Annotated in this window: 21 protein-coding genes and 1 riboswitch; of the genes, 15 read left to right on the top strand and 6 right to left on the bottom strand. The window is 46.9% G+C overall.

The genetic code is table 11. The features are described 5' to 3' along the window. Positions 1-119 precede the first annotated feature (119 nt). From ACDE64_RS16955 to ACDE64_RS16940, 4 genes are all read left to right on the top strand, one after another. The gene (locus tag ACDE64_RS16955; RefSeq protein WP_411347603.1) at positions 120-692 is read left to right on the top strand and encodes a TetR/AcrR family transcriptional regulator; all 573 of its coding nucleotides are present in this window, start codon (positions 120-122) and stop codon (positions 690-692) included. A 63-nt stretch (positions 693-755) separates the two neighbouring features. Next, on the top strand, positions 756-1,142 hold the full coding sequence (locus tag ACDE64_RS16950) for a hypothetical protein (protein ID WP_411347602.1): 387 nt from the start codon (positions 756-758) through the stop codon (positions 1,140-1,142). Positions 1,143-1,304: 162 nt separating this feature from the next. Next, positions 1,305-1,739, top strand: coding sequence for a DoxX family protein (locus ACDE64_RS16945; RefSeq protein ID WP_411347601.1), 435 nt, complete (start codon positions 1,305-1,307; stop codon positions 1,737-1,739). A 130-nt stretch (positions 1,740-1,869) separates the two neighbouring features. Next, entirely contained in the window at positions 1,870-2,289 is a 420-nt protein-coding gene (locus ACDE64_RS16940; protein WP_411347600.1) for a hypothetical protein, read from the top strand. 355 nt (positions 2,290-2,644) lie between these two features. Here the strand turns inward: ACDE64_RS16940 and ACDE64_RS16935 are convergent, their stop codons facing one another. Then, positions 2,645-3,859: an FAD-dependent monooxygenase gene (locus ACDE64_RS16935; RefSeq protein WP_411343279.1), complete on the bottom strand. Its 1,215-nt coding sequence runs from the start codon at positions 3,857-3,859 to the stop codon at positions 2,645-2,647. Between the two features lie 326 nt (positions 3,860-4,185). On the opposite strand from ACDE64_RS16935, the gene ACDE64_RS16930 reads away from it, so the two are divergent. Both ACDE64_RS16930 and ACDE64_RS16925 read left to right on the top strand, forming a co-directional pair. Continuing rightward, entirely contained in the window at positions 4,186-4,614 is a 429-nt protein-coding gene (locus ACDE64_RS16930; protein WP_411347599.1) for an NUDIX hydrolase, read from the top strand. 173 nt (positions 4,615-4,787) lie between these two features. Further along, on the top strand, positions 4,788-5,018 hold the full coding sequence (locus ACDE64_RS16925; protein ID WP_411347598.1) for a hypothetical protein: 231 nt from the start codon (positions 4,788-4,790) through the stop codon (positions 5,016-5,018). Between the two features lie 208 nt (positions 5,019-5,226). Here ACDE64_RS16925 and ACDE64_RS16920 read toward each other — a convergent pair whose 3' ends face one another. Then, positions 5,227-6,150, bottom strand: coding sequence for a sulfurtransferase (locus ACDE64_RS16920; protein WP_411347597.1), 924 nt, complete (start codon positions 6,148-6,150; stop codon positions 5,227-5,229). A gap of 277 nt (positions 6,151-6,427) precedes the next feature. Between ACDE64_RS16920 and ACDE64_RS16915 the strand changes: the two genes are divergently transcribed. Next, the gene (locus tag ACDE64_RS16915) at positions 6,428-7,279 is read left to right on the top strand and encodes an alpha/beta fold hydrolase (protein ID WP_411347596.1); all 852 of its coding nucleotides are present in this window, start codon (positions 6,428-6,430) and stop codon (positions 7,277-7,279) included. Between the two features lie 397 nt (positions 7,280-7,676). Here the strand turns inward: ACDE64_RS16915 and ACDE64_RS16910 are convergent, their stop codons facing one another. Beyond that, on the bottom strand, positions 7,677-9,269 hold the full coding sequence (locus ACDE64_RS16910; protein WP_411347595.1) for a methyl-accepting chemotaxis protein: 1,593 nt from the start codon (positions 9,267-9,269) through the stop codon (positions 7,677-7,679). 390 nt (positions 9,270-9,659) lie between these two features. On the opposite strand from ACDE64_RS16910, the gene ACDE64_RS16905 reads away from it, so the two are divergent. From ACDE64_RS16905 to ACDE64_RS16890, 4 genes are all read left to right on the top strand, one after another. After that, a complete protein-coding gene (locus ACDE64_RS16905; RefSeq protein ID WP_411347594.1) occupies positions 9,660-11,300 on the top strand; it encodes a hypothetical protein in 1,641 nt (546 codons plus the stop codon). A gap of 229 nt (positions 11,301-11,529) precedes the next feature. Beyond that, positions 11,530-12,195: a restriction endonuclease gene (locus tag ACDE64_RS16900; protein ID WP_411347593.1), complete on the top strand. Its 666-nt coding sequence runs from the start codon at positions 11,530-11,532 to the stop codon at positions 12,193-12,195. Between the two features lie 194 nt (positions 12,196-12,389). Continuing rightward, positions 12,390-13,382: an ABC transporter substrate-binding protein gene (locus ACDE64_RS16895; RefSeq protein ID WP_411347592.1), complete on the top strand. Its 993-nt coding sequence runs from the start codon at positions 12,390-12,392 to the stop codon at positions 13,380-13,382. Next, positions 13,379-15,427 (top strand): iron ABC transporter permease, encoded by a 2,049-nt coding sequence (locus ACDE64_RS16890; protein WP_411347591.1) that lies wholly within the window; start codon positions 13,379-13,381, stop codon positions 15,425-15,427. Before ACDE64_RS16895 ends, ACDE64_RS16890 begins: the two co-directional genes overlap by 4 nt. An 80-nt stretch (positions 15,428-15,507) precedes the next feature. On the opposite strand, the gene ACDE64_RS16885 is transcribed toward ACDE64_RS16890, so the two are convergent. Both ACDE64_RS16885 and ACDE64_RS16880 read right to left on the bottom strand, forming a co-directional pair. Continuing rightward, entirely contained in the window at positions 15,508-16,518 is a 1,011-nt protein-coding gene (locus ACDE64_RS16885) for a DMT family transporter (protein WP_411347590.1), read from the bottom strand. Between the two features lie 166 nt (positions 16,519-16,684). Next, positions 16,685-17,386, bottom strand: coding sequence for a response regulator transcription factor (locus ACDE64_RS16880; RefSeq protein ID WP_411343265.1), 702 nt, complete (start codon positions 17,384-17,386; stop codon positions 16,685-16,687). A gap of 576 nt (positions 17,387-17,962) precedes the next feature. Here ACDE64_RS16880 and ACDE64_RS16875 point away from each other — a divergent pair. From ACDE64_RS16875 to sdaAA, 3 genes are all read left to right on the top strand, one after another. After that, positions 17,963-20,746, top strand: a complete 2,784-nt coding sequence (locus ACDE64_RS16875; protein ID WP_411347589.1) for an ATP-binding protein — start codon at positions 17,963-17,965, stop codon at positions 20,744-20,746. A 159-nt stretch (positions 20,747-20,905) separates the two neighbouring features. Further along, a riboswitch (glycine riboswitch) is annotated at positions 20,906-21,015 on the top strand. 223 nt (positions 21,016-21,238) lie between these two features. After that, complete coding sequence (gene sdaAB, locus ACDE64_RS16870; RefSeq protein ID WP_411347588.1) at positions 21,239-21,904, top strand: L-serine ammonia-lyase, iron-sulfur-dependent subunit beta; 666 nt, start codon at positions 21,239-21,241, stop codon at positions 21,902-21,904. A 21-nt stretch (positions 21,905-21,925) separates the two neighbouring features. Continuing rightward, positions 21,926-22,819: an L-serine ammonia-lyase, iron-sulfur-dependent, subunit alpha gene (sdaAA, locus tag ACDE64_RS16865; RefSeq protein WP_411347587.1), complete on the top strand. Its 894-nt coding sequence runs from the start codon at positions 21,926-21,928 to the stop codon at positions 22,817-22,819. A gap of 226 nt (positions 22,820-23,045) precedes the next feature. Here the strand turns inward: sdaAA and ACDE64_RS16860 are convergent, their stop codons facing one another. After that, complete coding sequence (locus tag ACDE64_RS16860; protein WP_411347586.1) at positions 23,046-25,133, bottom strand: TIM-barrel domain-containing protein; 2,088 nt, start codon at positions 25,131-25,133, stop codon at positions 23,046-23,048. 188 nt (positions 25,134-25,321) lie between these two features. On the opposite strand from ACDE64_RS16860, the gene ACDE64_RS16855 reads away from it, so the two are divergent. Continuing rightward, complete coding sequence (locus ACDE64_RS16855) at positions 25,322-26,311, top strand: helix-turn-helix domain-containing protein (protein ID WP_411347585.1); 990 nt, start codon at positions 25,322-25,324, stop codon at positions 26,309-26,311. Positions 26,312-26,334: the final 23 nt, after the last annotated feature.

The following is a 26,334-nucleotide window of genomic DNA, read 5'->3' as shown; positions in this document are numbered from 1 at the left end:
AAGTGTTTTTATTTGGTGCTTTATTTGCAATTCTAGTCGTACAGCTTTAGTATAAGTATACAGGTCTGTATATGTTGAAAATAAATTAATGCAAGTGCACATGGAATGGAGATTGTTAGATGGTTAATAAAAGCAAAAAAGAACAGATTTTGCGCGTGGCGTCAGATCTTTTTAATAAACAGGGTATTCGTGCGACTGGGGTCGATCAGGTGGTTACGGAATCGCAAGTTGCGAAGATGACGTTATACAACCACTTTTCGTCCAAGGATAAGCTGGTGTTGGCGTATCTGGAACGACAGGATGAGCAGTGGAGAGATTGGTTTCAGTCTTCAGTAGAGCAAAAGGGCAATACGCCGCAGGAGCGTTTGCTCGCGGTGTATGATGTGCTGGGTGAATGGTTTGCGGCGCCGGGCTTTACTGGGTGTGCGTTTATTAAGACGGCATCGGAATATCTGGATCGCAGTCATCCGTATTTTGAGGCGACCCGGCGGTATAAAATAATTTTACGTGAGTATATCGAGCAGCTAGTGGAGCAATCGGATTACAAGCAACCAGAAGCGCTAGCAAGTGCATTGTATTTGTTAGTAGAAGGAGCAATTACGACGTATATGCTGCAATCTGATCCACAGTCTGCTGTGCACGCGCGCGAGGCAGCAGCGATCCTGATCCAGCATTTTAAGATCAATTGCTAGTAGTATATTATTGTAGAATATGTAATTGCATTAATAATCATTGAGCTGTAAGGAGATGAGATTGTGTTTAGAGATTCGAATCATATCTGGAATCCGACTCCTGAAGATATTAGAAGATGGGCATATAGCAAAGAGAAAATCCCAGATCAGGATTGGGAACTGGCAGTGAATGAGTTTGAGAACATACCGATGATTTGTGGCTTTGTAGATGATCCGGATTGTAAGCATATTCAATTTTTTCTTAGCTGCCTTTATGTTTTTACTGGAGATATAGTAAGTTCTGGAGATGTTGAGCAAATGAGCAGGCTTTCTGATTCATTGAATAAATTAGAAAGTCGAGCGAAATCGAGACAATTGAAAGATTGGGTCATACGATCCAAAGAGCTTTTACTTCATCCTGACAAATATGATTACGATTATTGGGGGTTAACAAGTAAATATGTATATTGAATAAGCAATGGACTTGCACATAACATAACCACTTTTATTTCCAATACGTCGAAGTCTGTTGATGAATGACCCCCTTTAAAATGGACTATGTACATTATTCTCATCATAACGAACAACAAAAATATAGACTCATCCCTACTACACAAACGAAAGGAGATATATATGATTGCCTTTTACGCGTTAATCGTATCATTCATCGTATTCGAAGGTCTAGGCATAGTTGGTATTTCTCATTTTCAGGAATGGCAACATTCGCTTCAGGCAGCCGTTGCCGTCATGTTTTTGTTGGGGGCGTCTACACATTGGGGCAGCAAGCGTTCCGATATGATTCGTATGGTTCCGCCTGCATTTCCGAGACCGGATTGGATCATAACGATTACGGGTGTGCTCGAAATTGCCGGAGCGATTGGCATTCTGTTCGATGCTACTTCCAGAGCAGCTTCGATCGGCTTGGCTGTGCTGTTGATTGCCATGTTCCCTGCCAATGTGTTTGCAGCGAAAAAGAAACTGACAATCGGTGGTAAGCCAGTTACAGGTTTACTGGTGAGAACGATCATTCAGTTGATTTTTATCGCAGCTGTATTGCTGGCGGGTTGAAGATAGGGGAATGTGGAAGTTGATCTGTAATGATGGATCTACTCTACATATGAGCTGACGGTCATATCCATTTCGGTTGTATTAGACAATATCTGATGCGCAGGAATCATATAGAAAGGATGACAACGTTATGAGTTGGGACGTCATGATTTTACATATCACTGGAGAAATTACGGACATTGAAGAGATCACGGAAGATCAAGTGATACCTTTGGGAAGCAAGCATACCGTGATCGACAGACTCCGATCGCTATTTCCAGATGGAGATTTTAGAGATTCTGCCTGGGGAACGTTGGAGCGTGAGCATTATTTTATTGAATTTAACATCGGATCGGAGGAAGAGATTGATAGTATCATGCTGCATATTAGAGGTGACGATGATGCTATCGAAGTACTAAGGATCATCAACGAGGAAACAGGATGGACGCTAATTGATGACGGCGAAGGAATTATCGATTTTGCCGATCATCCAGAAAAAGGCTTCCAAAAATGGCAGCAGTATCGAGATCAGGTGATGAAGGATATGCACGAAGACGATACGAAGTCTTGATTAGGAAAAGGATGGCAAAGAGAGTACAAGTCTATGCCATCTGTTCAATAATAAGAGATTTGTATAATAATCTCTCTGTTGAAATGGTAAGGACGGCGATATAAGCATCGTGAGCATCTTGGTACACAAGCAAACGTACCATAATCTAATGTCCCAACAACACAAACAATCTCCCCGATACGAAAATGGAAGACCAATGTCATTCCTTTCTCATACCGGGGAGATTGTTTTTTGAGATCGGTCAAATATCATTTAATCAGAGGTGTGTTACGTTGAATGCATAGTCACTACTTATGCCCTCAGCTGAACCTGTCCATCTGACATTGCTACATGCTAACCAAGTACGCGTATTGATTCACGGTGTATGTTGAACGATGCGTATCTCGGGAAGTTGCTGCTTGGTACGCGCGACATGACCGATGCGCGAAGCAAGCTTACGAAACGGACCGAAGCTGGCGATTCGGATAAACGTCTGCATCGTCCCAACTCCCAGCTTGGTCTGCGGGTAAAAGAAATCCGGTGCTCCTGGCGGCAAATGCTGCGCTTTATCAATAATTGGACGCATCCATTGTTCATACTTGTTGAGACAATCTTGAATGTCTGTGGATTCGCCAGATGTACCCTGTGATAAGAACGCTGCCAGAACATATCCGCCAATCAATGCTAGCGAAGAACCGCCGCCACCGATCGGAGTTACGCACCATGCAGCGTCGCCGGTAACGCACACTCTGCCTTTTGACCAAGACGACATCATAATCTGAGTTAAATAATCAAAATAAACATCCTGCGATGTGGCGAATCCGTGGATCACTCGCTCATCCTGCCAGCCTGCTCCGGCAAAAATATCTCGCAATGCAGCGCGAGCTTCTTCAGAAGACATGGCGGCAAGATTGTTGCCGCGATCTTTGAACGCCAGCATCGCACGAATCGTTCCCCGATTATCCGGGCGAAGGGAAATCTGGCGACCGCCTGTAGACGTATACCAGCGCCACCAATGATCGTCTTCGTTTGTCCGTTCAATCGTCCCGTACGCAATATTCAGCCCAAGTTCGCGTCGAGAGATAACGTCTCCGAATAACATATCCCGGGTTTTGGAACGAACACCTTCCGCAATAATGAGCAAGTCGTAGCGTTCCGTTTGCCCCGAATGCAGCTGAACCTCAACCTGCTCGTCATGATGGATCACATGCTCAATCCAGTCGCCATAACGAATATCCACACTCGGCGGAAGAGCTTCCAGTACGATACGCGCCAGATCGCCCCGCAGAATCTCTAGCTCTGCTGTCATACCATCCGAATCCTCTACCGGAAAAGCACCGACAACCTGACCTTTTTCGTTTACAAAGGCGGTACCTTTCTCGGTAGTTGTTTGCTTCCGAACCTGCTCTTCCAACCCCATTTGCTTCAAAACATCGCGTGCAATCCCACGTACATCCACATTCTGCCCACCGTCACGAAACGTACGCGCCCGTTCAATAATCGTAATCTCCCAGCCTACTTTACTTAGCCAAAATGCAGTACTAAGCCCGGCAATACTCGCACCTGAAATAAGTGCCCGTTGAACGTTCATGAATTGACTCCTCTCGGTATATAAACTTTTTATTATATATAGGTTGGAATGAATGAGAATGGATAATATCAGAAAACCGCATCTAACACGTAGTAGATAGTGAGAAGATACGGTTAGATGTTCCTTACCCGGTAATAGGCGGTTGAAACTGTGAGGATGGGGAGCGAGGTGATTGAGTGTAAATTATTGTGTGTAGGTATATTCTTATGTAGTAGACGTAGTTTATTTTAGCGTATGATTGTAGAACACAGAACTACTCATGCAGTTATAAAAAAGCCTGAATTCTTCGTACTATAATTACTAGAAATCAAAGGAGTCGAAACTAAATGATCAGAGTCAATGTCGTCTATTCCCTAATTACCAATTCTACACAATCTAAAGTATTAGCTGTTTGCAATATCGATCCAGCCGGTAATCGCTGGTCATTGCCAGGCGGAGCGGTTGAGAAGAATGAATCTCTGGATCAGGCAGCTATCCGAGAAGCAAAAGAAGAAACAGGATTGGATATTAAAGTAGATGGAATCGTAGCAATTCAAGAACGTGTATTTCTGGAAAAGCAAGAACACGCATTATTTATTACATTTAAAGGTAAGGTTGTTGGAGGCAATGAAGAACTAGTTAGAGCAGATGAGATTGCGGAAATTGCTTGGTTAGACATTGAGCAAGCAGAAGAGTTAATGCCTTATTATGAAAATGGATTACGGAAATTGATCATGGGAGAAGGGATACCTTATTGTAATCAAGGTAGAAATTAAAGAAAATGTGTTTCTATTTATGTAGTATATAAGCAGGTAATACCGTCATGTGAAATGATTTTTATATTACCTACATTCATCTGAGGTCTTATTTTTATTAGGAATCTAATATGTGCTGTATTGTAAATAAAGGAACTTTAGTTAAAATAGCTTTAAAATAGGAAGAGTGTTTTATGGATTTATTAATTGAAATACTTAGAAATTCTATTACAGTAATCGTGGCAGTTATTGGAAATAATCAACAAATTAAAATGGCAAAAGAAATCTCAAAACAATTACAAGATAATGGCGTAACAGATATTCAACCCTTAATAACAAACCTGAGAGATAGTCTAAGAGAAGAATTAAGATTAGAAAAGACAAATGAGAAAATAGTACATCTTCGTTTCAGAAAGGTTAAATAAAACTTTAAGATGCCACCCTTACACTGTTTACTATAGTGATATTTTATATTTATTTTTTGAAAAACTTCAGTTTTGTATTGATCTCTTATTAACTTCATGGATATTGAAACGTTGGACGGTAGCCAAACTTATCTTCTATACTTCATATTCTCCCAAATCACCTTGAAACCAAGAAGCCCGCGATAGACGCGGGCTTTCCAGCTCTAAACTAACCTATACTTTCTTCCCCAGTCGCAATCGGATTCTCTTCATAACTAATCCAATCGCTCCAACTACCTGTATACAACTTCACATTCTCAAACCCAACCTGCTTCAGCGCCAGTATATTCGGGCAAGCCGATACCCCAGACCCACAATATACAATAATCTCCGCTTTTTTATCCAGCCCAGCAAAATGCTCTTCCAGCTGTTCCTTCGATTTCAAACTACCCGTTTCCGTCAGTACATCCTGCCAGAAGAAATTCACAGCACCCGGAATATGTCCGGCTTTGCTGTACATCGTCTCTTCCAATCCCAAGTAGCGGTTGCGTGCGCGGGAGTCGATCAATACGGTGGAAGCAGCTGTATCAGCATTGCCAATTTGCGTATTCCCAGCATGTTCAGTATTCGTATCCTTCCCTTGCGTTTGACCAGATAATCTTTGCGATAACGGACGGACGTAGTCAATATCTACCAGCAAACCCTCTTGCGGACGAGCTTCAAAGGTTTTGGGTACGACGATCGGTTGTTCATCTGTAACTGGGAAACCTGCTTTTTTCCAAGCGCTAAAGTCCTGCTCCAATATGTAAACCTGTGTATGACCGAGATAGGTCAGCGTCCACCACAAACGGGCAGCATACATCCCATTGTTATCATCATAAATCACGATACGGTCGTCTTGGCTCAGCCCGGCGCGTCCTAATGTTTTGGCGATGTGTTCCGCTTCTGGCATGGGATGGCTTCCACCGTGAGTGCTAATTGGGGAAGAAAGGTCTTCTTTCAGATCGAAATAAATGGCGCGCGGGATATGTTCTTCGTTATATTTTTGGCGACCAGCCTGTGCGTCGTTTAGCCAGAAGCGGCAATCGGCGACGACGAGATCGGGTTCGTACAGGCGGGCGAGCAGCCATTTGATGGATACGGTATTAGACATGGAAGTGGCTCCTTTCAGATGGTGGTTCATAGTCAATACATTCGTTTGTTAGATCTAGCCCATATTATAGCAGAAAGGGTTGCGGCAGATGAACTGTGTAATATGGATGAATCATGTAGGGTGGAAATGTGGTAGATAATTCAAGTTAGGACGTTAGATTTTATTGCTTTTGCACGGGCATGATATACTAGTTGAGCAGACAGCAAATGTGTGTCAGCAGGCGTGTGTCTGTCTGGCATTTTTGTTTGAAGATATATGCAATTCAAGGAGGATACATATGGTTCGCGTACAGAGACATACAATACAGCTACAGCAGGTGAAGTTATTTTATCTGGACACACATACAGAAGGGAAGCCAGTCATTCTGTGTTTGCATGGACGATACGGCAGAGCGGAGACATGGACGGAGTTTATGCAGCGTTATGGCGAAGATTACCGCATCATTGCGCAGGATCATCGGGGGCATGGGCTGAGTGATAAGCCGCTGGGACGGTACACAGCGGAGGAACTGGCGGAAGATGCGCATCAATTGCTGCTGGCGCTACATATCTCGGCTGCAATCGTCATCGGGCATTCGTTGGGCGGACAGGTGGCGGCTTATTTGACGACGACATATCCAGAGCAAGTGCTGGCGCTGGGAATTCTGGACAAAGCGGCGTTTGGACCGGATGTGCGGGTGGAGATTTCACTAGAGCAGTTGCCGGACGTCGATCCGGTGACGGCGGATTGGCCTTTGCCTTTTGCCAGTCGGACGGAAGCAGAGCAGTATTTGCGGGCGACGCAGGATACGGAAATTAGCTGTCAGTATTTTATGAAAAGTCTGGTGGAGACGGAGGAAGGTGTAACCTTTTTGTTCAGTCGGCAAGCGATGGCAGCAAATATTCTTCACAATGTGAGCTGGTATCATATTCTATCGCAGTTGGATTGTCCGACTCTGCTCATTCGCGCGAAAGACAGTGAATCGTTGCCGGATGAGGAGTGGGAGAAGATGACGACTTTGGTTCCTCATGCACTGACGTATGAGATGACGACTAGCGACCATAATGTGCATTTGAGTGAGCCGGAGTTGTTTTATGGATATGTAGATAAATTTTTGGCGCAGGTGCATCGTTCTATTGATTCCAAATGACTATAAGCATTACCATAGTTTAGCAGTTAGCAGTTAGCAGTTAGCAGTTAGCAGTTAGCAGTTAGCAGTTAGCAGTTAGCAGTTAGCAGTTAGCAGTTAGCAGTTAGCAGTTAGCAGTTAGCAGTTAGCAGTTAGCAGTTAGCAGTTAACGGTATGAGTATGTATATATGAGAAAAGGAGCGGATACCCCTTAATGGGATATGCGCTCCTTTTGCATTGCTTCGATATAGTATGCTGCGTATTGTAATTGCGAATAATTTGGGAACACAGACGTAGATCGCTTTATGAAAATACAAGCACTGCCACTATCGAAATCATGTTCCATCCATCCATTCAAGCAGTCAGCTTGCAGCTTGCATATTGCATACTCTGATCTACGGATTGTAGCTTAATAGCATTAGCTTGCTTGTTGGTCTACGCTGGTATCTTTCTTTTGCAAAGAAACGTTGGCATTGCTTGGTGTAATGTTAGCAGGTGCATGGGTACCATTTGTAGCTACGTTTGTAGAATCTGCGATATTCTCCGCTGACGATAATTCATCATCCAATACCAGCTCATTTAACCCTTGGAACAACACTTCCAATTCGGCAAAGCTATTCACCATATGCTGGGTCAACTGCTGCTGTTGCTCCATACTCGCCAGAATCTCTTCGGCAGCAGCGCTGGATTGTTGGGTCATGCTAGAGATCTCAGTCACTTCGTGTACGACGCGCGCAGAGGAATCCTTCATCGTTGTAGAACTACTCTCAATGTCGGACGCTTGGCTCAACACTTGCTGGGAGCTATTGTTCACGTTACGGAATACGTCAGCAGCCGATTGAACGGATGCACGCCCTTCTTGTAACGACGCCTGAATACCGTCAAAACGCTCATTCAGATCGCGTGTACGTGCTTGCAAACGAGTCAGGATGGCGGCGATATCGGTAGCGGATTGACCGGAACTTTCGGCGAGCTTACGCACTTCATCTGCAACGACAGCGAAGCCTTTACCATGTTCGCCAGCGCGCGCAGATTCAATAGCAGCATTCAATGCCAGCAGATTGGTCTGGCGAGCGATATCGGAGATGCTGCTTAGCATCGCGCTCATCGATTGACTTTCTTCGTTGAATTTCTGCATATCGGTTGTTGCTTCGTTCATCATGTCGTGCAGCTGTCCCATTTGACCATTCAATTGCTCCATCCGTTGACTGCCAGATTCGGTGCTGGATGTCATCGTGTCGGACAATTCTTTCATTTGATACGAATACGCAGCTACATCCTGAATATGACGATCGGATACAGATAACGATTCGGAAATTTCATACACATTGTTTGCTTGTAATTCTACACTGCGAGCGACTTGATTGAAGCCTGCGGTCACTTCGGACGTGATGGTGCCAGTTTCGTTAACTTTTTGCTTCAATTGTTCGGTGAAGCGTGCCAGACCATGTACCGATTGGCGTACTTGCTGCATGATCTGCTCCATACGAGTTTGGGATTGAGCGATCTCAACCAAACGATCTTCGCTAGCTTGAAACAGATTACGATTGACGCGAGATACAGTAATGAAAATAATGCCAGTTACGATGAACATACTGATATTAATGATGTCAGTCAGTAGTAGTGGTGTGCTGGCAGCAGGTGCAATCACAATATGCAGGATAAAGTATGCAAGTAATGTAGTGAATGCAATGTTGTAGTAGCGGCTGGTTGGATACAGCAGCAAAGGAGACACGATGAGCAATCCTTGCATCGTGCTGATCGATTCGATATTGACATAAATTCCGCTTGCAATGATGGCGATAGTCACAACCCAAGGAATGATATGAATGCCTTTTTTGGCAACATTCATACCGGTGATGATGCCGGTTACAACGATGGAGACCAGCGTGGATATCCACAGGGCAGGGATCAGGAGAGTGATGGCGGCGCTGATAACAGTAATTGCCCACAGCATATAGCTGATCAGCTTGTTCCGCTGCCAGATGATTTCGGTATTGCGATTGATCATGAATAATCTTCCCTTCTCTACTTACTCATTCTGATATAGCTACAGGTATAGCTTGGTGGAAAAGCGGTCTGTACGGTGATGACTATGTACGTTGCTTCCATTGCATCATATCGACTTCACCTATATCGGACGTAAATCGGAAAAATGAATAGAAATTGGAAATTAGCTACTTAGCATTTGTCGGTGCAACTATTGACTTCCGCTGTCAGTTCATTGTTGAGATTATAAAAATGCTATTTTACAATGAGAACAAAAGGTATCATTCAGGGTAAGAGTACTGTATAACGATTGCAATATGACAGATAGAACTGTTGTTTAGACATGATCGTCATCTTACCGGCATACAGCCAGAACTCCATACAGCCTATGTATATAGAGGAGGACATTTCAATGAAGACCGGATCCTATGCAAAGCTGACATTTGCGGATATTAAGCACAAGCTACCGGCTGAACGTCAGATTGTCTGGTGGAATAACAGACAACCTGAAGCTGTTGATGAGCAGACGATTTTATATTATGACGGTCATCTGGAACTGGATGTACTCAATCTGGATGATCCGCATACCGCCGGTTGGTTGTCCGATGATCCGATAGACGAGCACCTAGCAGGAGCAGCGCATCATCCACCTGTATTATTCGTAGATGGAGATTTGACCGTTCAGCGTCTGATTGCCAATGAGCATACACAGCGAGCGGGTGGATTGATTGTGCTTGGTAATCTATATACGCCGTATATGCTAATTGGCGGTCAGGAAGTGTATGTAACCGGAAATATGATGGCGGAGCAATGGTTCTGGGGTGATGGTCAAGGCAGCCTGACCGTTGATGGGGAACTGTCTACCGGTCTGCTGCTGCATACGGATAACTATACAATGAATGTCCGTGGCAATGTGCAGTGTAGCGCCTGTTGGCGCGATCTAGAGCCTGTTACGCCTTGGGACGGTGTCAATCGGCTGTCCGCGTTTGACGTCACTTGTGTGCAGGATCAGGATGGCGATCAGCCCCATCTGGATCGTGCTCGGATCATGACTTTGCTATTACAAGGGGAATCGGTATTGCAATTGGAGCGAGTTCGATTGCCAGTCATCCCCGTTATTCCGTTATTATTTGAAAATACGGATGTGAATCCTGTCAATATGCGGCGCGTTACAGATGCTTCGCTGCTCGGTATGCGTCATCCTGAAGATACGGCACCTTGTTATGAATTCTGGACGGATGAGTTGTTCGTACGCGGGGTCGCGTATGGAGACGAAGGGATGGAAGGGTGCTTCCAAAGTATCTATATTCAGAATCGCGGACGACAGGCTGTCTTGCTTCGTAGTGAGCCAGTGGAGCAGCAGCGGAATATTTTACCGGGATTGTTGTCTGGCAATTCCGCTTATCTGTGGCAAGTATCGCGTAAATTCCGCTATCTGGACGGGGCAGATACGGATTGGCATACGCTGAATCAGGGAGCGCCAAGCGTGTTCCACCGACTTGCAGACGAGGGATGGATGACACTGCTGCAATCGGTATCCAATTATGAGTTTGCGCGTAATCTCATTCAGCCAGAACAGATCCGCGAATTGCTGGCTCTACCGCTGGCAGAGCCGTATGATGATTTCTATGATGAGCAGCGGCATGGATTGTGGCTAGGTCCGCTATTTATCGCGTTTCGGCAGCCGGGGGCATTGTTTAACGGTGAACCGCAAACGCCGTTGTTACGAATCGGTCGTCAGTATGAAGATGAGTACGGCATGAAGCATCATGAGAATTACTTCTATACGATCTGCAATCAGGCGGACGGCTCGCAAAGTGTGCAGATCGGCTACAAAGCGGATGAAGATCATGGACGCCGATTGCCGCTAAATTATACTGGTGAAGCTGCGCTGCATTATGCGGTGCCATTGTTCCAGCGTGCGATGCGGGCATTGCGGCGGTACAATGATCGTTTACTAGCGGGAGAGCTGCCAGAGTATGCCGCAGAGTTTGCTGTAGAATACTGGCAGGAGCACGGCGTGTTGGGTAGTATCTCATCTGGAACGCGCTAGTCATCCGTTTATTCAGCTTGCTCCACACATAGATTCGGAACATAGAGCAAAGGCGTTCGGTAGGCTGTCGCATTTGGACGGTGGGAACCGGACGCTTTTGTCTGAAACGATCGCAGGTTCAGGAGCAAGGACAGGCTGTGCGGTTTCGCCGTTATCTGGTATAGTTACTCCGATCATGAGAACAGTCAGACTCCGACTACAAGAGCAGTCCGAAGAAAGGAATACATATATGATGGAGCAGGCAGCGCATTTATGGAAGGAACAACCGATCTGGATCATAGTAGCGGCGGTTGTTGTATTGCTACTAATGATCGTCTGGATCATACGTGCGATTCGTCGTCATGTGGCGCGGTTGCGTCGTCTGCGGCTGGACCCACGCCGGATTACGATTGCTGATATTGATGAGATGGAAGGCTGGGAATTTGAACGTTATTTGCACCGGTTATTTAGCGAATTGGGATATGACGATGCGTACAAAACAAAGGATAGTAGCGATTACGGCGCAGACCTTGTATTTACCGATCGGCTTGGTGTGCGCAATGTGTTACAGGCAAAGCGTTATCAGGCAAGTCAGGCGATTGGGCTGGATGCAGTGCAGGAAGTGTATGGATCGATGCGCTATTATCAGGCGGAGCGCTCGTTGGTGCTGACGTCCGCTGAGCGATTTACCAGTTCGTGTCAGACATTGGCAGGCGTGAATGAAGTGAAACTGCTAGGACGGGATGATCTGTTGTTCGTCATTCGCTGCTTCAAAGCAGGACGCTACGATGAAGCGATGGATCTGATCGAGAGCGAAGCTGATTTTCTTACATCACCTTGGGAACAGGAAGAGCAGCAGTCAGAACCGTTACAGGCATTGCTGCGTACAGGTAAAGGCGGAAAAGGACGACGCTGACTTCATAGCGTCGTTTTATTTTATATGTAAGAGATTATAGTAGTAGAGCAGATTACCTGGTAGAGAAGATTGTGCAACGAACTATGCAGATGATTTTAGCGATTTGCATTGACAAAGTACCTTATTCACTTCATAATCCATTATTGATAATGATTATCATTATCTTAATAAAGTTACATACAGGGGAGAACACGATGAATAAAAAATGGGGTTATTTCATGCTGCCACTGGCGTTTACGCTGGTGCTAGCGGGTTGTGGAACAGCAGGCAATTCGGCACAAGAGAATCAGCCGACAACTGCAACAACGGAAAATACGGCTGGACCGGTTACCGTTACGGATGATCATGGTGAAGTGAAGCTGGATCAACCGGCTAAACGTGTCGTTGTACTGGAATGGACATTTGCCGAAGATCTGATTGCTGTTGGCGTACAGCCAGTAGGTAATGCTGATACGGCTGATTACAAGCTGTGGGTAACACCTGATGCAGCACTGGATGCTAGTGTAACGGATGTAGGGACGCGTGCGGAACCGAATCTGGAAGCAATCGCTGCACTGAAACCTGATCTGATTATCGAAACGTCGGATAATACGCCAGCATTGTACGATCAGTTAAAAGCGATTGCACCAACGCTGGATTATAATATGTATAAGGATAAAGGATACGATTATGATCGCATGGTTGAAGTATTCAACGAAATTGCCAAAGCAGTAGGCAAAGAAGATCAGGCGAAGCAAGTACTAGCGGATCTGGATACTCATTATGACGATGCCAAAGAACAATTGAAAACAGCGGGCAAAGAAGGTATGCATTATGCGCTGACGCAGGCATTCACTTCACAAAATGCTGCCAGTCTCCGTATGTTTACCGACAATTCAGTCGTTGTGGATACGTTAGACAAGATTGGTCTTGTTAACGATTGGAAGTCGGATCAATTTGAACAATATGGTTTCTCTACCGTTGGGATCGAATCATTGTCCAAAGTGAAGGATAGCAGTCTGCTCTATATTGTACAGCCGGACGACGATGTATTCGGCGCTCCGATGAAAAACAATTCGGTCTGGAATCAGCTTGATTTTGTAAAAGAAAAGCGCACGTATGCGCTGGATGGTACAACATGGACCTTTGGCGGTCCGATTTCTTCTAAAGTACTGGTAGATCAGGTCGTTGGAGCGGTTACGAAATGAGTTCCGTTTCACAACTGCAACCGGTTCAACACTGGCGTGTAGTAAGCATCTATGGGGGCGGCATTGCCGCTCTCATCGTGCTTTTTTTTATAAGCTTATGTTATGGAGAAGCGTCGATTCCGCTGCATACGGTCGTCGCGGCTTTGACTGGACGTGAAGGTACGCTTGAGCACAATATGATATGGGATCTGCGTATGCCGCGTACGACGATGGGGATTTTGTCTGGTGGCGCACTCGCTGTCGCCGGGGCTTTGTTGCAAACGATTACGCGTAATCCGCTGGCGGCATCGGATACGCTCGGTATTAACGCAGGAGCATATTTTGTCGTTGTGCTGGGTACGGTGATGTTTCCGGGATTACTTCATCAGTCGCCCTTTTTGTTCGCTTCGCTGGGTGGTTTGTTAGCAGCAGGTGCTGCTTATATCATGGGCGGTGGGCGTACGTCTAGCCCGGTTCGATTGGCGCTGTCCGGTATGATTGTGTCGATGCTGCTAGGTTCTTTTACAAGTGCGCTGCATATCTTTTTTGCTTTTCAGACACAAGGATTGTTTCTGTGGGGCTCCGGTTCACTTGTCCAAAATGATTGGAGCGGGGTGAAATATGCGTGGCCGTGGGTAATCGGGATTGGAATGCTTGCTATCGTACTGTCACGACAGTGGGATGTACTGGATCTCGACGAAGCAACCGCATCTTCACTAGGACAAAAGGTAGCTGTCGCACGAGCTGGTGGACTTATCATCGCCGTATTGCTGGCGGCAATGATCGTCAGTGTTATCGGACCGATTGGATTCGTCGGTCTGGTTGCACCGCATCTCGTTCGCTTGAGCGGTTTGCGTTCTCATCGCTGGTTGCTGCCAGCGGCATTTTTATGGGGAGCGGTGCTACTTACGGGTGCAGATGTACTCGCCAAAATGGTGCGTAATTCCAGTATGGAGCTGCAAACAGGAGCTGTAATGGCGATTATTGGTGCGCCATGTCTGATCTGGCTGGTGATGACCCGAATGAAGGCAGCGGGTGGAGCAGGGGCGTCTTCCATGAATGCGGGTAGCGTTAGACGGCGTTTGCCGTTTCCGCTGCTGGCGAGTTTGTTTGTGATAGTTACGCTGTTGATTATAGTAGGCAGTACGATGTTTGGTGGGCTGCGCATTCCACCAGGTGAGCTATTGTCATCGCTGTTCGGTTCAGAAGGGCTGTATTCGGCGATTATCCAGTTACGTATTCCGCGTACACTGGTTGCCGCCGGAGCGGGCGCAGCGCTGGCGATCAGCGGCACGTTGATTCAGCTTGCTGTACGCAATCCGCTTGCAGATGCCTCTATTGTGGGTGTGTCCTCTGGAGCAGGGTTAGGTGCGATGCTGGTGATCATTATGTGGCCTAGTTTGCCGGTGTATTGGATGCCACTTGCAGCGATTATTGGAGCGGCGGTGGCGGCGATATTGATCTTTTTCCTATCATGGAACAAAGGGTTGAATCCATCGGCTGTTGTGCTGATGGGGATTGCAATCTCGGCGATTGCCGGAGCGGGAATTCAGATTCTAATCGTGCGTGGTGCATTGTGGAGCAGTATGGGCTATATCTGGCTGACTGGTAGTACGTATGCACGTACATGGCAGCAGGTGTGGACGATTGGTATATTCCTGCTGATTCTGGTGCCAGTTGCTTGGTGGTTGGCACGGCGATTTGAGTTGTTGGTGTTCGATGATCAGAGTGCAGGCGGGCTTGGATTAGCGGTACGTCGTACACGTCTATTATCGATGACGGTTGGCGTACTGCTGGCAGCCGGAGCGGTCGCTTGCGTGGGCACAGTCGGCTTTATTGGTCTGATTGCGCCGCATATGGTGCGACTACTAACCGGACATCATCTGCGACAATCGATGTTTTTATCAGCATTGACAGGGGCGCTAATGCTGGTGCTGGCGGATACGATTGGACGTACGGTGATGGCACCGGCAGAATTGCCATCCGGCTTGTTAATTGCACTAATCGGCACACCGTACTTCTTGTATCTCATGTATCGCTCCAACTGGCATCGACCGCTACAATAAGTACTGGATGATACAAGCAAAAAGCTTCCCATCTCGCTATATCAGCGGTAGGGAAGCTTTTTATTGTACGGTAACATCGTTTATTTTTTGCTGATTTCGGCTTGAAGAGAGCTGGTAGTGGCATCTGATGATGAGGACGTATCAGAATCGTCGCCGGGTTCGTGCTCAGGTGCCATAATATCCGGTGGCACGAGCGTTTCTTCTTTTTCATTGCCGAATTGGATGAAGATCCAGACGCCGATCAGAATGAGTGTACCTGCACCAAGCTGCATGCCAGTCAGTGCTTCGCCCAGTAGCCAAAATGCCAGTAGCGAGGAGAAGACAGGTTCGCCGAGGACTGCCATCGATACGGCACCTGCGTTCATGTACTTGAGCAACCAGTTGAATAGATAATGCCCGAACAGTGTTGGCACCAGTGCTAGCAGCCAGAATACGCCCCAGTCGCGTGCATCGTATCCGGTAAATGGCACATCGTTAATCAGATTATAGACAGCCAGCACAGTTGCCGCCATGAAGAACACCCAGAAATTGTATACCAGTGCATCCATATGCGCACGTACTTGCTTGCTGATCAGCATATGGATAGCGACGGCAATTGTACCGAAGAATGACAGCATATCGCCTTGAAAAGCCGTACCGGACACTTTAAAATCGCCCCAGCCAATCGCAATCGAACCGATAACCGCAAGCGCCATCCCGATAATCATGAATCGATTCGTGCGCGTCTTGAATAGAAAGTACGATCCGATCACGACCATAATCGGCTCCAATGTCAAAATAACGGTCGAACTGGCTACCGTTGTCAGCCGTAGCGAGCCCATCCACAGTAGAAAATGCAGCGCCAGCATGATGCCAGACAATGCCAGCATCAGCCACGCGCGTAGTGGAATATTCAGAAGCGCACGATAGTGCCGTAGCGCAAGCGGCAACAGCAGCAGATCGGTGAGATAGAGTCGGTACATTGCGATTGCCGATACATTGGCATCCGACCAGCGAATAAAGATGGATGAAAACGAGATCGCAATAATGCCGATCACATACAACAATTCAAGCGGAACCCAGTGTTCCCGCTTTGTGATTACCTGAGTCATTGGTACATTCTCCTATACTGCTTATCAGCGGTTGTCAACGTGATCAAAAACGTGGTCAAAATGAAGGGCGATCATGAACCGATCGCCCGGTATATCCATCGTCATCCGCGGTAACCTGCGCATCGACGCGTATCAATATTGTGTTTCCTGATTGGAAAATGCAGGATTATTCCGCTACCTGTACATATTTGTACCCTGTACCCCAGACGGTCAGGATATGTTCCGGGTTTTTTGGATCGCGTTCGATTTTTTTGCGTAGATTGGAAATATGCACATCAATCGTACGATCCAGATACGCACGGTCACCGCCTTTGATCCGATCCATTAACTCGTTGCGGGTAAATACTTTGCCCGGTGAATTGTGCAGTTCTTTCATAATAGCAAATTCAATCTGGGTCACTTCTACTTCCTGATCCTCTACAAACAGACTGTGTCGGTAATCATTGACGGACACACGATTTTGCGTATTGCTGGTAGACAGGCTGTATCCGTTCATCCGGTGCAAGTCGCTACGACGTAGCAGTGCCTTGATGCGCGCATCCAGCTCTTTGAGACTGAATGGCTTGCACAAAAAGTCATCTGCACCGCTTTCTAGTGCTTTTAACCGTTCGTTGAGCATCGTATTGGCTGAGATCATCAGCACAGGTACAGTCGATTGCTTGCGAATTCGCCGTACTAGCTCACTGCCGCTCAGATCAGGCAGCATCAGATCGGTCACGACAATATCGGGACCATATTCATCGATCAGCGCTAGCGCTTCGCTGGCATCGTGAATCAATTGGGTATCATAGCCTTCTTCCTGAAGGAAAAAGGCGATCATATCGGCAAGACTTTTTTCATCTTCAATGAGCAAAACTTTGGTAGGCATTGCTGTCACTCTCCTGTACGAAAATTAGGGCTGTATCGAGGTGGAATATAGGATGTACCTTTGAATTTGTATATAAAGTAATCCAATTCGGTCCATGATACGAATCTTGGAAGATGCAAGGAAACAGGTTTACATACATTAACCAGAAGGTCGGGCAATGTCGGACAGAACGATCGTCATGACGGTAATCAAGCACATATGATGCGGATAGGCTGCCACGGCAAAATATTATCCCTGGTGCATATGTAAAAGAGTTTGACAATGAATTTTAACGGAATGGTCACGTGTCCTATGATTCTCTGATTGGATGTTTGCGGTTATAATTATCTTACTTGGTTATCTTATTGTCTTAATGATTAAGATACTGTAAGCCTGCCGATTGGTAAATACGGATATATTGTACCATTGATAGACGATATGGGGGATATGGAATATTTTTAGTAAAACAAATGACAGTCAGCATACCCGTTTTGGAAGTACAGATGAACGGATGCGCCGCGCGTATCCCGGGTCTATCCCGAAGTCAGACGGTCTTTCAGGTGCGATTGCTGTCCGCAATGGAGAGGACCGTTGATTATGAATTACAGATTATTTCAATCATTTACATCACCATGGATCGGAACTATTATTCTCACGCTGCTGGGTGCAGCACTCAATTACTGGGTGCTGGACCTGTCGTTTGTGCTGCAATTCATGTTTGGCAGTGTTGCGCTGCTAGTCGTGTTGCGACTATACGGACTTTCCTTTGCGGTGCCTGCGCTGATATTGATTCATCTGCCCATGCTATGGACCGGGTCATTTGTAACGATGACTGTGCTGCACGGGATGGAAATTCTGTTTTTGGCGTTGGGATTTCGCTGGTTGCCGCGTGCCAGTCTGCTCAAGCTGGATTTACTGTTTTGGGTGACGATCGCATTGCCAATCATCTACGGTATGCACGCATTGCGCTGGCACGATGAGATGGATATGCGCTTAGTCTGGTTGTTGCTAATTAACCGACTGCTAAACGGCATCTGTAATGCGTTGCTGGCTTCAGCGATGGTTGTCTTTTTGCTGAATCGTGTACGCGTTGGCAAACGACCGTACTATTATATGACGATTCGCTGTGTGATTTTCAAGTATTTGCTCATGGTAGTCATGACCAGTTCGATCCTGATTCTGTTCGTGAACGGCAGTCAGCAGTTTCAAGATATATTGCACTGGGGTTCCAATTATGTCGAGCGTTCATCACGTCTATATATTTCCAGACTGGAGCAATTGGAAGGAACAGAGCAGCAGCGTCTGATGCAAACGTACAAACAGGACTTTTCCATCGATTCGATTATTGTGGATGCTGAGAATACAGTGTTGGCGACGACGATTCAACAATCAGAGATTGGACAATTCACTGAAAGTACCGGTTATCGGCAGTCCTTATTGCAGCAGCACAATCAAGTATCCGTCTATGCTCAGTATCCGATTGATGCTGTCTATCCACCAGATCGGTGGCAACGGTCTTATTTTGTATTAAACACTGTGCTGGATGATAATCAGCGCTTGATCCTTGTTTTGCCGTTTTCGTACCACTTGTATCCGGTATATGGCTTCTATTTGAAGATGATGTTGCGTATGCTTGGCATCATTCTACTGGCGGCTATACTGGCTCAACTTATCGGACGCCGCGTCGCTATTCCATTACAGCAATTAGTAGACGCAACCAGTCATATCCCGCAAAAGCTACGTGAGAATCATACGCTGGAATGGCCGAAAAGTAGCATCGTCGAAATGCGCAAGCTAATTCACAATTTCCAGCAGATGGTGAGTACACTGGAATATCAATTTTTGCAAATTAAAAAAGATAAAGAATTGTTGGAGATTCGTGTTGTGGAGCGCACGTTCGATCTGGCGGAGAGTGAAGCGCAGAAGAGTGCGATTCTGAAAATGGCAGTGGACGGTATCATATCTACAGATAGCCGGTTACGCATTACAGAGATGAATCCGGCGGCTGAGCAGATGTTCCGCTGTGATCTGACCGAAGTGTCTGGCTTGCCGTTGTCAGATCTAATCCGCATTCATGGTCGTGCGAATCCAGATCGCGAGAGTAGTACGGTGCTGGCGTTCCGACTGGATGGTAGTACCTTTACAGCAGAATTAACCCGTAGCGAGATATTGAATGATGGGGCGGCAGTGCATACCTTTTTCCTTCATGATCTGACGGAACAGGAGCAGGCGCTGGCACGTAACAGCGAGCATGAACGCCAGTTGCAGCAGTTGACAGAGCGCTTGCTGGAAGAGCAAGGTGCTGCGCGTATGCAGAAAAGCATTACCGGCAATCTGCTGCAAACGGTGCAGGATGGCATTATGATGTGCGATGAGGCGCGTATCGTATCGTTAATCAATCCGACGTTACAGATGCTGTTTGGACTAGACGATTACAATGGCAAGCCAGTGAGTGAAGTGCTGGAGCGCATTCAATCGCAACTGATGGCAGGGACGTTTATTGTGGGTGAACGTTTGAATCAGCATCTGGATCAGCATGAAGAATGGGAACAAGGATGCCTAATCCAGATGCAGGATGAGCGCTTGTTATCGCTCCATCTAACCCCGATTACCGATGCGGCGAGTGGTGTTGATCAGGGATTTCTGCTTATTTTCCGTGATTGTACCGAAGAGAAACGGGCGAAGCAGCTGCAAAATGAATTGATTGCTGTCGTCTCGCATGAATTGCGGACGCCATTATCGGCGATTATGGGGTATATCGAGATGTTGTCGATGTATGAGGATATTCCGGCAGAGCGCCGACGTGAGTTTATGAATACGATCCAGTTTGAAGGTGGAAGGCTGTCGAGATTGTTGGATGACTTTCTGGATAGTCAACGGATTGAGGCGGGGCATGCAGAATATTTGATGAGCTGCATCCAACTGGATGAACTGGTGAAGATGATCTGCTGGCAGTGGGATATTCAATCTCGGGATCGTCTGCATGTGGAAGTGGAAGAGCGCCATCTCTATATATTGGGCGATCATAATCGTATGATTCAGGTAATTAGTAATTTGATAGGCAATGCACTTAAATATTCACCAGATGATCGTCCAGTCGATATTCGCGTGCGACGCCAAGCCGATCATGTACTGGTAGAAGTAGAGGATTACGGGATTGGCATCTCGGAACAAGATCAGCCGCGCATTTTCCAAAAGTTCTTCCGGTCGCGATCAACGGAATCTCGTCAGATTCGCGGTACAGGTCTGGGGCTGTTTATCGCTCAGCGGATTGTTAACGATCATGAAGGCGTGCTGAGCTTTACGTCATTGCGGGGGAAAGGTTCGGTATTCGCGATCCGTTTGCCTCTATTGGAGACGTCCGAAGAATGGGTAGACTGAGGGGGATTGCCTAGATTTGCGTTTGTTTTTACAGGGCATGTCAGATATGCAACTTATTTTCCCGATGGCAATTGACAGCGTTCAGCGGCTGGATTAAGCTAGGAATGATCAGGAACATGCCGGGCATACGGCGGTGTTCATTGTAACTTCTATATGCGAATGAAGACAGCGGGAGAGTTAGCGGAGGCACGTAATCCGCCACCGAAGGAGCAAGCAGCCGCAGCCAACGGCTTGCCAATCTCTCAGGTCCCAGGAACCGCTGCCGGACGCAACTCTGGAGAGAGCATTCAGCCACCCAAGGGGTATAACGGATCGTCAGCATCGTCCGTCCAAACTCTCAGGTACACAGGACAGAGCACACAGGCCGCCGCAGGTCCTGCTCTGTCCTTTTTGATGTGCTCTTCGGGGGATTGCACACAATCGAATTAGCATAGAAAAGGATGTATCAGCAATACCTGCTCAAATGATGCAGCAGCGGAAAAGAGGAGTCATATGCGTTTCAAAAATGTATTTAATATTATTGGGCCTTCTATGGTCGGTCCATCTAGTTCTCATACGGCGGGCGCTGCACGATTAGGTCGAGCGGCACGTCAGCTGCTTGGACAGCAACCGGAGCATGTGGATATCATTCTGTACGGTTCTTTTGCAGAAACGTATTGGGGACATGGTACCGATCTGGCGCTGGTGGGCGGTCTGCTGGATTATAGTACGGACGATGATCGTCTGCCGGATGCAGCCGAAGAAGCGGATCGACTGGGTATGACCATTCAATTTGATAAAGGATCGGGCAATTATCCACATCCGAACTTTGTGCGTTTACGTCTACGTGCGGGAGAACAGCATGCTGAATTAGCAGGTGCATCAATCGGTGGCGGGAATATTGAGATTCACGAACTGAACGGATTTGATCTGAAAGGTTCAGGGCAGTATCCGACGCTCGTAGTGGAGCATATGGATAGTAAAGGCGTGCTGGCAGATATTACGCGTACACTGAGTGAAGCGGAGCTGAATATCGGCTTTATGGATGTGGATCGCAAATCGCGCAGTGGCGAAGCGATGACATTGATCGAGCTGGACGGTGTACCCGCAGATGAGATATTGACTCGTATCGTTGCATTGCCGCATGTTACCCGTGCGGGTGTTATTGATCTCGATTAAACGAAGAAAGGAGGAAGCAAGATGCAATTTCGTACATTAAAAGATATTATTCGACTGTGTGAAGAACGCTCGTGCAGCATTGCCGAGCTGATGATTGTGGAGCAGGTCAAAGAAACCGGAGTACAGCGAGAGGAAGTTATCGCTCAGATGGCGGCGTATTACGAAGTGATGAAAGAAGCGGTTCACCGTGGGATTCACGAAGATACCGTTTCGCGAAGTGGATTGACTGGCGGAGATGCACGTAAAGTATATGATTACTTAAATGGCAGCGAAACCGTATCTGGTGCATATTCAACGCGTGCGATGTCATATGCGCTGGCAGTGTCCGAAGTGAATGCTTCTATGGGACGTATTATTGCGACGCCAACTGCGGGTTCCTGCGGTATCATTCCGGGTGTATTTGTAAGTACGCAAGAGCGATTTGGTTGGAGTGATGAGCAGATGGTATTGGGCTTGTTCGCTGCTGGTGCGATCGGCTACGTCATTGCGAACAACTCGTCCATCTCCGGTGCTGAAGGAGGCTGCCAAGCCGAAGTCGGTTCTGCAATCGGTATGGCTGCGGGTGCGATGGTGGAGCTGCGTGGAGGTAGCCCTGAGCAAGCGATGCATGCCGTCGGTCTGGCATTGAAAAATACACTCGGTCTTATCTGTGATCCAGTGGCTGGTCTGGTAGAGATTCCCTGCATCGTACGCAACGGTCTAGGTGCTGTTAACGCATTGGCTGCTGCCGATATGGGACTAGCAGGCGTGCGCAGCGCAATTCCATCGGATGAAGTCGTCGATGTTATGTTACAGGTAGGACGCTCCATGCCAAGCGAGCATCGTGAAACCGCGCGCGGCGGTCTGGCTCAGACGCCAACTGGACGGAAGATTACCGAAGAACTGCGCCGTCGTCGCGAGAATAACGGGGGATAAGACGAGCAGTAATTTGATGTACATGTATAGTGGTATTGCATGCAATGCAAGATATGAACGTGGAAGTAGCAGAATGTAGAGGAATGGAAGGACAGAATGCTATCCTTGTTCTGGCTGGTCTTCTATAGATGCTAGAATCCATGATCTGATCATAACCAACGAGAAAAGAGACTGTAGCGATGTACAGTCTCTTTTTGTCATACATGGATTGTTCATATCGAGTAGATCAAACGGACGATTGTTCAGAATTCATTCTGGCGACAGTTTCGGCAAATAGTGGCTGCAATTCTGCCGCTTGTGTGTGCCGAATAAATACAGGTGTGATTGCCAGTGGTGCATCGGTATGTACCACCTCACCACCTGCATGAGTGTTGCCTGTCCACGCATTCACCCAATCAGAACCGGATGGCAGATAGATAGAGCGGCTGCGCTGTCCTTCTTCCATAATTGGTGCGATGAGCAGACTGTGTCCGAACATATACACATCTTCCGTTTCCCAGCAGAACGTGTCCTGTGGGAAGTCGTAAAAGAGCGGACGCATGAGCGGAGAGCCTTTTTCATGAGCTTGTCGCATCAAATCAGTAATATACGGTCGCAGCGTTTCACGTAAATGCATATAAGCAGTCAAAATAGGATATGCTTCCTCGCCAAAGCTCCATACTTCGTTATCGCTACCACTAAAGCACTGACCGCCGCCCGAAGAACCAATCGACCCCACATTTGGCTCACGATCACCATGCAACCGGAATACCGGGCAGAAGACGCCAAATTGGAACCAACGAATCAGACATTCGCGAAAAGAGGGATCGGACGGATTGCCGCCGTGGAATCCGCCAATATCAGTCGTCCACCAAGGAATGCCTGCAATGCCCATATTCAGCCCGATTGCCAGCTGATTGCGCATCGCACGGAAGCTGGAATCAATATCACCGGACCAGACGAGCGCGCCGTACCGCTGACTGCCTGCCCAAGCGGCGCGAACCAGATTGACTACCTGCTCTTGATTCTCGGCGGTCATACCATCATAAAAGGTTTTGGAATACATCGCCGGATACTTGTTGCCGACCTGCAAATTGCTGCCCTCATAATAACGATAATTATCAAAATCATATACCGTATACTCTGGCTCCGCTTCATCCAGCCAGAAGATACGAATACCGAGATCGTAATAGTTTTGCTTCACCTTGTTCCATACATACTGTCTTGCCTTCGGATGAGTGGCATCAAAAAAGACACTGCTGCCATAAAACTCCATTGTGACATTCACACCGCGCTCTGTACGTACAAGCAATCCCTGTTCATACATTTCTGCAAAATGCTCGCTTGTCTTATCAATCGTGGGCCAAACGGATACCATTAGCTCGATATTCATCTCTTTCAGTTCGCGCACCATCGCTGCCGGATCAGGCCAGTATTCGGGATCAAAGCGAAATTCTCCCTGCTTGGTCCAATGGAAGAAATCGATCACGATTACATCAATCGGTAATTGGCGGCGTTTATACTCACGGGCTACTTCTAGCAGCTCGTCTTGTGTACGATAGCGCAATTTGCACTGCCAGAAGCCGATTCCGTAATCTGGCATCATGGGCACCTTGCCGGTAGCCTCACCGTAGCGCTCTACGATTTCGGACGGCGTATCGCCAGCGGTAATCCAGTAATCGAGCTGCTTGGTGGAGCGTGCATGCCATTCGGTGCGGTTTTTGCCAAATGTCACTTCGCCAATCGCTGGATTGTTCCAGAGGAAGCCGTAGCCGAGACTAGACAAGGCAAAGGGAATACTCGCCTGCGAATTGCGATGCGCAAGCTCTAGCGTACAGTGCTTTACATCCAAAATATGCTGCTGGTACTGCCCCATCCCGTATAATTTCTCATTAGCTGCCCCTTCAAAGCGTACCGTCAATCCGTAATCGCCACCAATCAAAGGCGTAAACTGACGTGCAGGTATATTCAAGGCACTATTAAAATGCCGATCACTACGATAACCGGTAATATCATCCTCCTCGGCAATCGTGCCATACCGATACCGACTGTATTCCTCCAGCAAAATATCACCATGCTGATTCAAAAAGGTAAGCTTACCGTGCGGATCAACAATGACGGTCAGCTTGCCATGATGCAAATAACCAAACCCATTTTCCTTAATGCGAATATTAGCAGACTGCGGCTGGTGCAATTCCAGTAGTGCACTGTGATCATCTTGCAGCTGTGGATACAGGGTGGAGCGTACACGCACACTATGCTCCAGCCATGGCTCGATCACCAGATATTCACTGCCATGTTCATAGATAAGTTTGTTCTGTGCCTGAGTAATCATAAGTAAACCTCCTGAATGCGATGGATGCCAAGCGGTATATGTATATGCAATAAACCACTATTTGGAGAGAAAGGCAGGAGAACAGGTTACATCCATCGAAAATGATAAAACGCTTACAAGGAAAATCATAAGAGGTTTAGTAGGTTGATAAAACCGATAAAATCGTGTTTTTGGTGGTGAAAAACAGCATGTGTATAGAAATCTGGCAGAGTAGTGTTAAACAACCGGTTTCGTATTTTAAATCAGGTAAATTTGTTTGCGAGGATAACTGGTATCATGAGCGGCTGAGTTTGGAGCAGGATTATGAGGTTATTATCGGCATTAGTGGATGTTTGTATATTCAGGTAGAGGGACAACGATATACGGTAGGCGCTGGGGACATGCTCTTTTACCGACCGGGGCAGCTGCATGACGGATATGCACCGTCTAGTAGCGATAGTTCATTTTACTGGCTGCATTTTTTTAGCGAGGATGCGGGAAGATGTGTGGACGAGCAGCAGGTTCGTGCGCAATATCAAGAAGCGCATTTGCTGGATGGTAGCGGGAATTCGTTTTCATTGTCGCATAGCGTTCTACTGCCTACATTTCTAAATCTACATCAGCCGGAAAAGGTCTTTATGCAGTGTCAGCAGTTGCTGGACATCGCTCATTCGCGTCACTATAGTCATCTGGCTGCCGATTACACCGTCACAGGGCTGCTCATCGAATTGACCCGTCAATATATAGAGCAGATGACAGACAGTCAAGAAGAGCATAGTGGAGATCGCCGCTTCCGGCAGGTGCTGGAATGGATCAAGCTGCATATTGGCGGCGACCTCACGGTGCATGAGGTGGCGGAACAATTCGGCTATACACCAGATCATGTAACACGCTTGTTTCGCAAGCGGCTAGGAATCAGCACACTTAAATATATCAATGATATGAAAATCAGTCGCTCCAAGGAGCTACTACTGCATTCAGATGCTTCGATTAAAGAAATTGCCTATACGCTACATTTTCAGGACGAGAAGTACTTTATGAAGCTGTTCAAGGCAATCGAGGGCATTACACCTAGTCAGTATCGGGACGCGTATCCCAATACGTATATGAATACCAATTCCACAGACCCAGATATTCCGCTTCCTGCCCATTTGCAGCAAAAGAATCCGATTTACAAAGGGACGCGTCCGTATATATGAATGGTATGCTGTCTATGTTCTAA

It is taken from the genome of Paenibacillus sp. WLX2291 (genome assembly GCF_046603665.1).
In the GTDB taxonomy this organism is placed as follows: domain Bacteria; phylum Bacillota; class Bacilli; order Paenibacillales; family Paenibacillaceae; genus Saccharibacillus.
The sequence above is the reverse complement of the archived record's forward strand: the minus strand, read 5'-3'. Positions and strand labels throughout refer to the sequence as shown.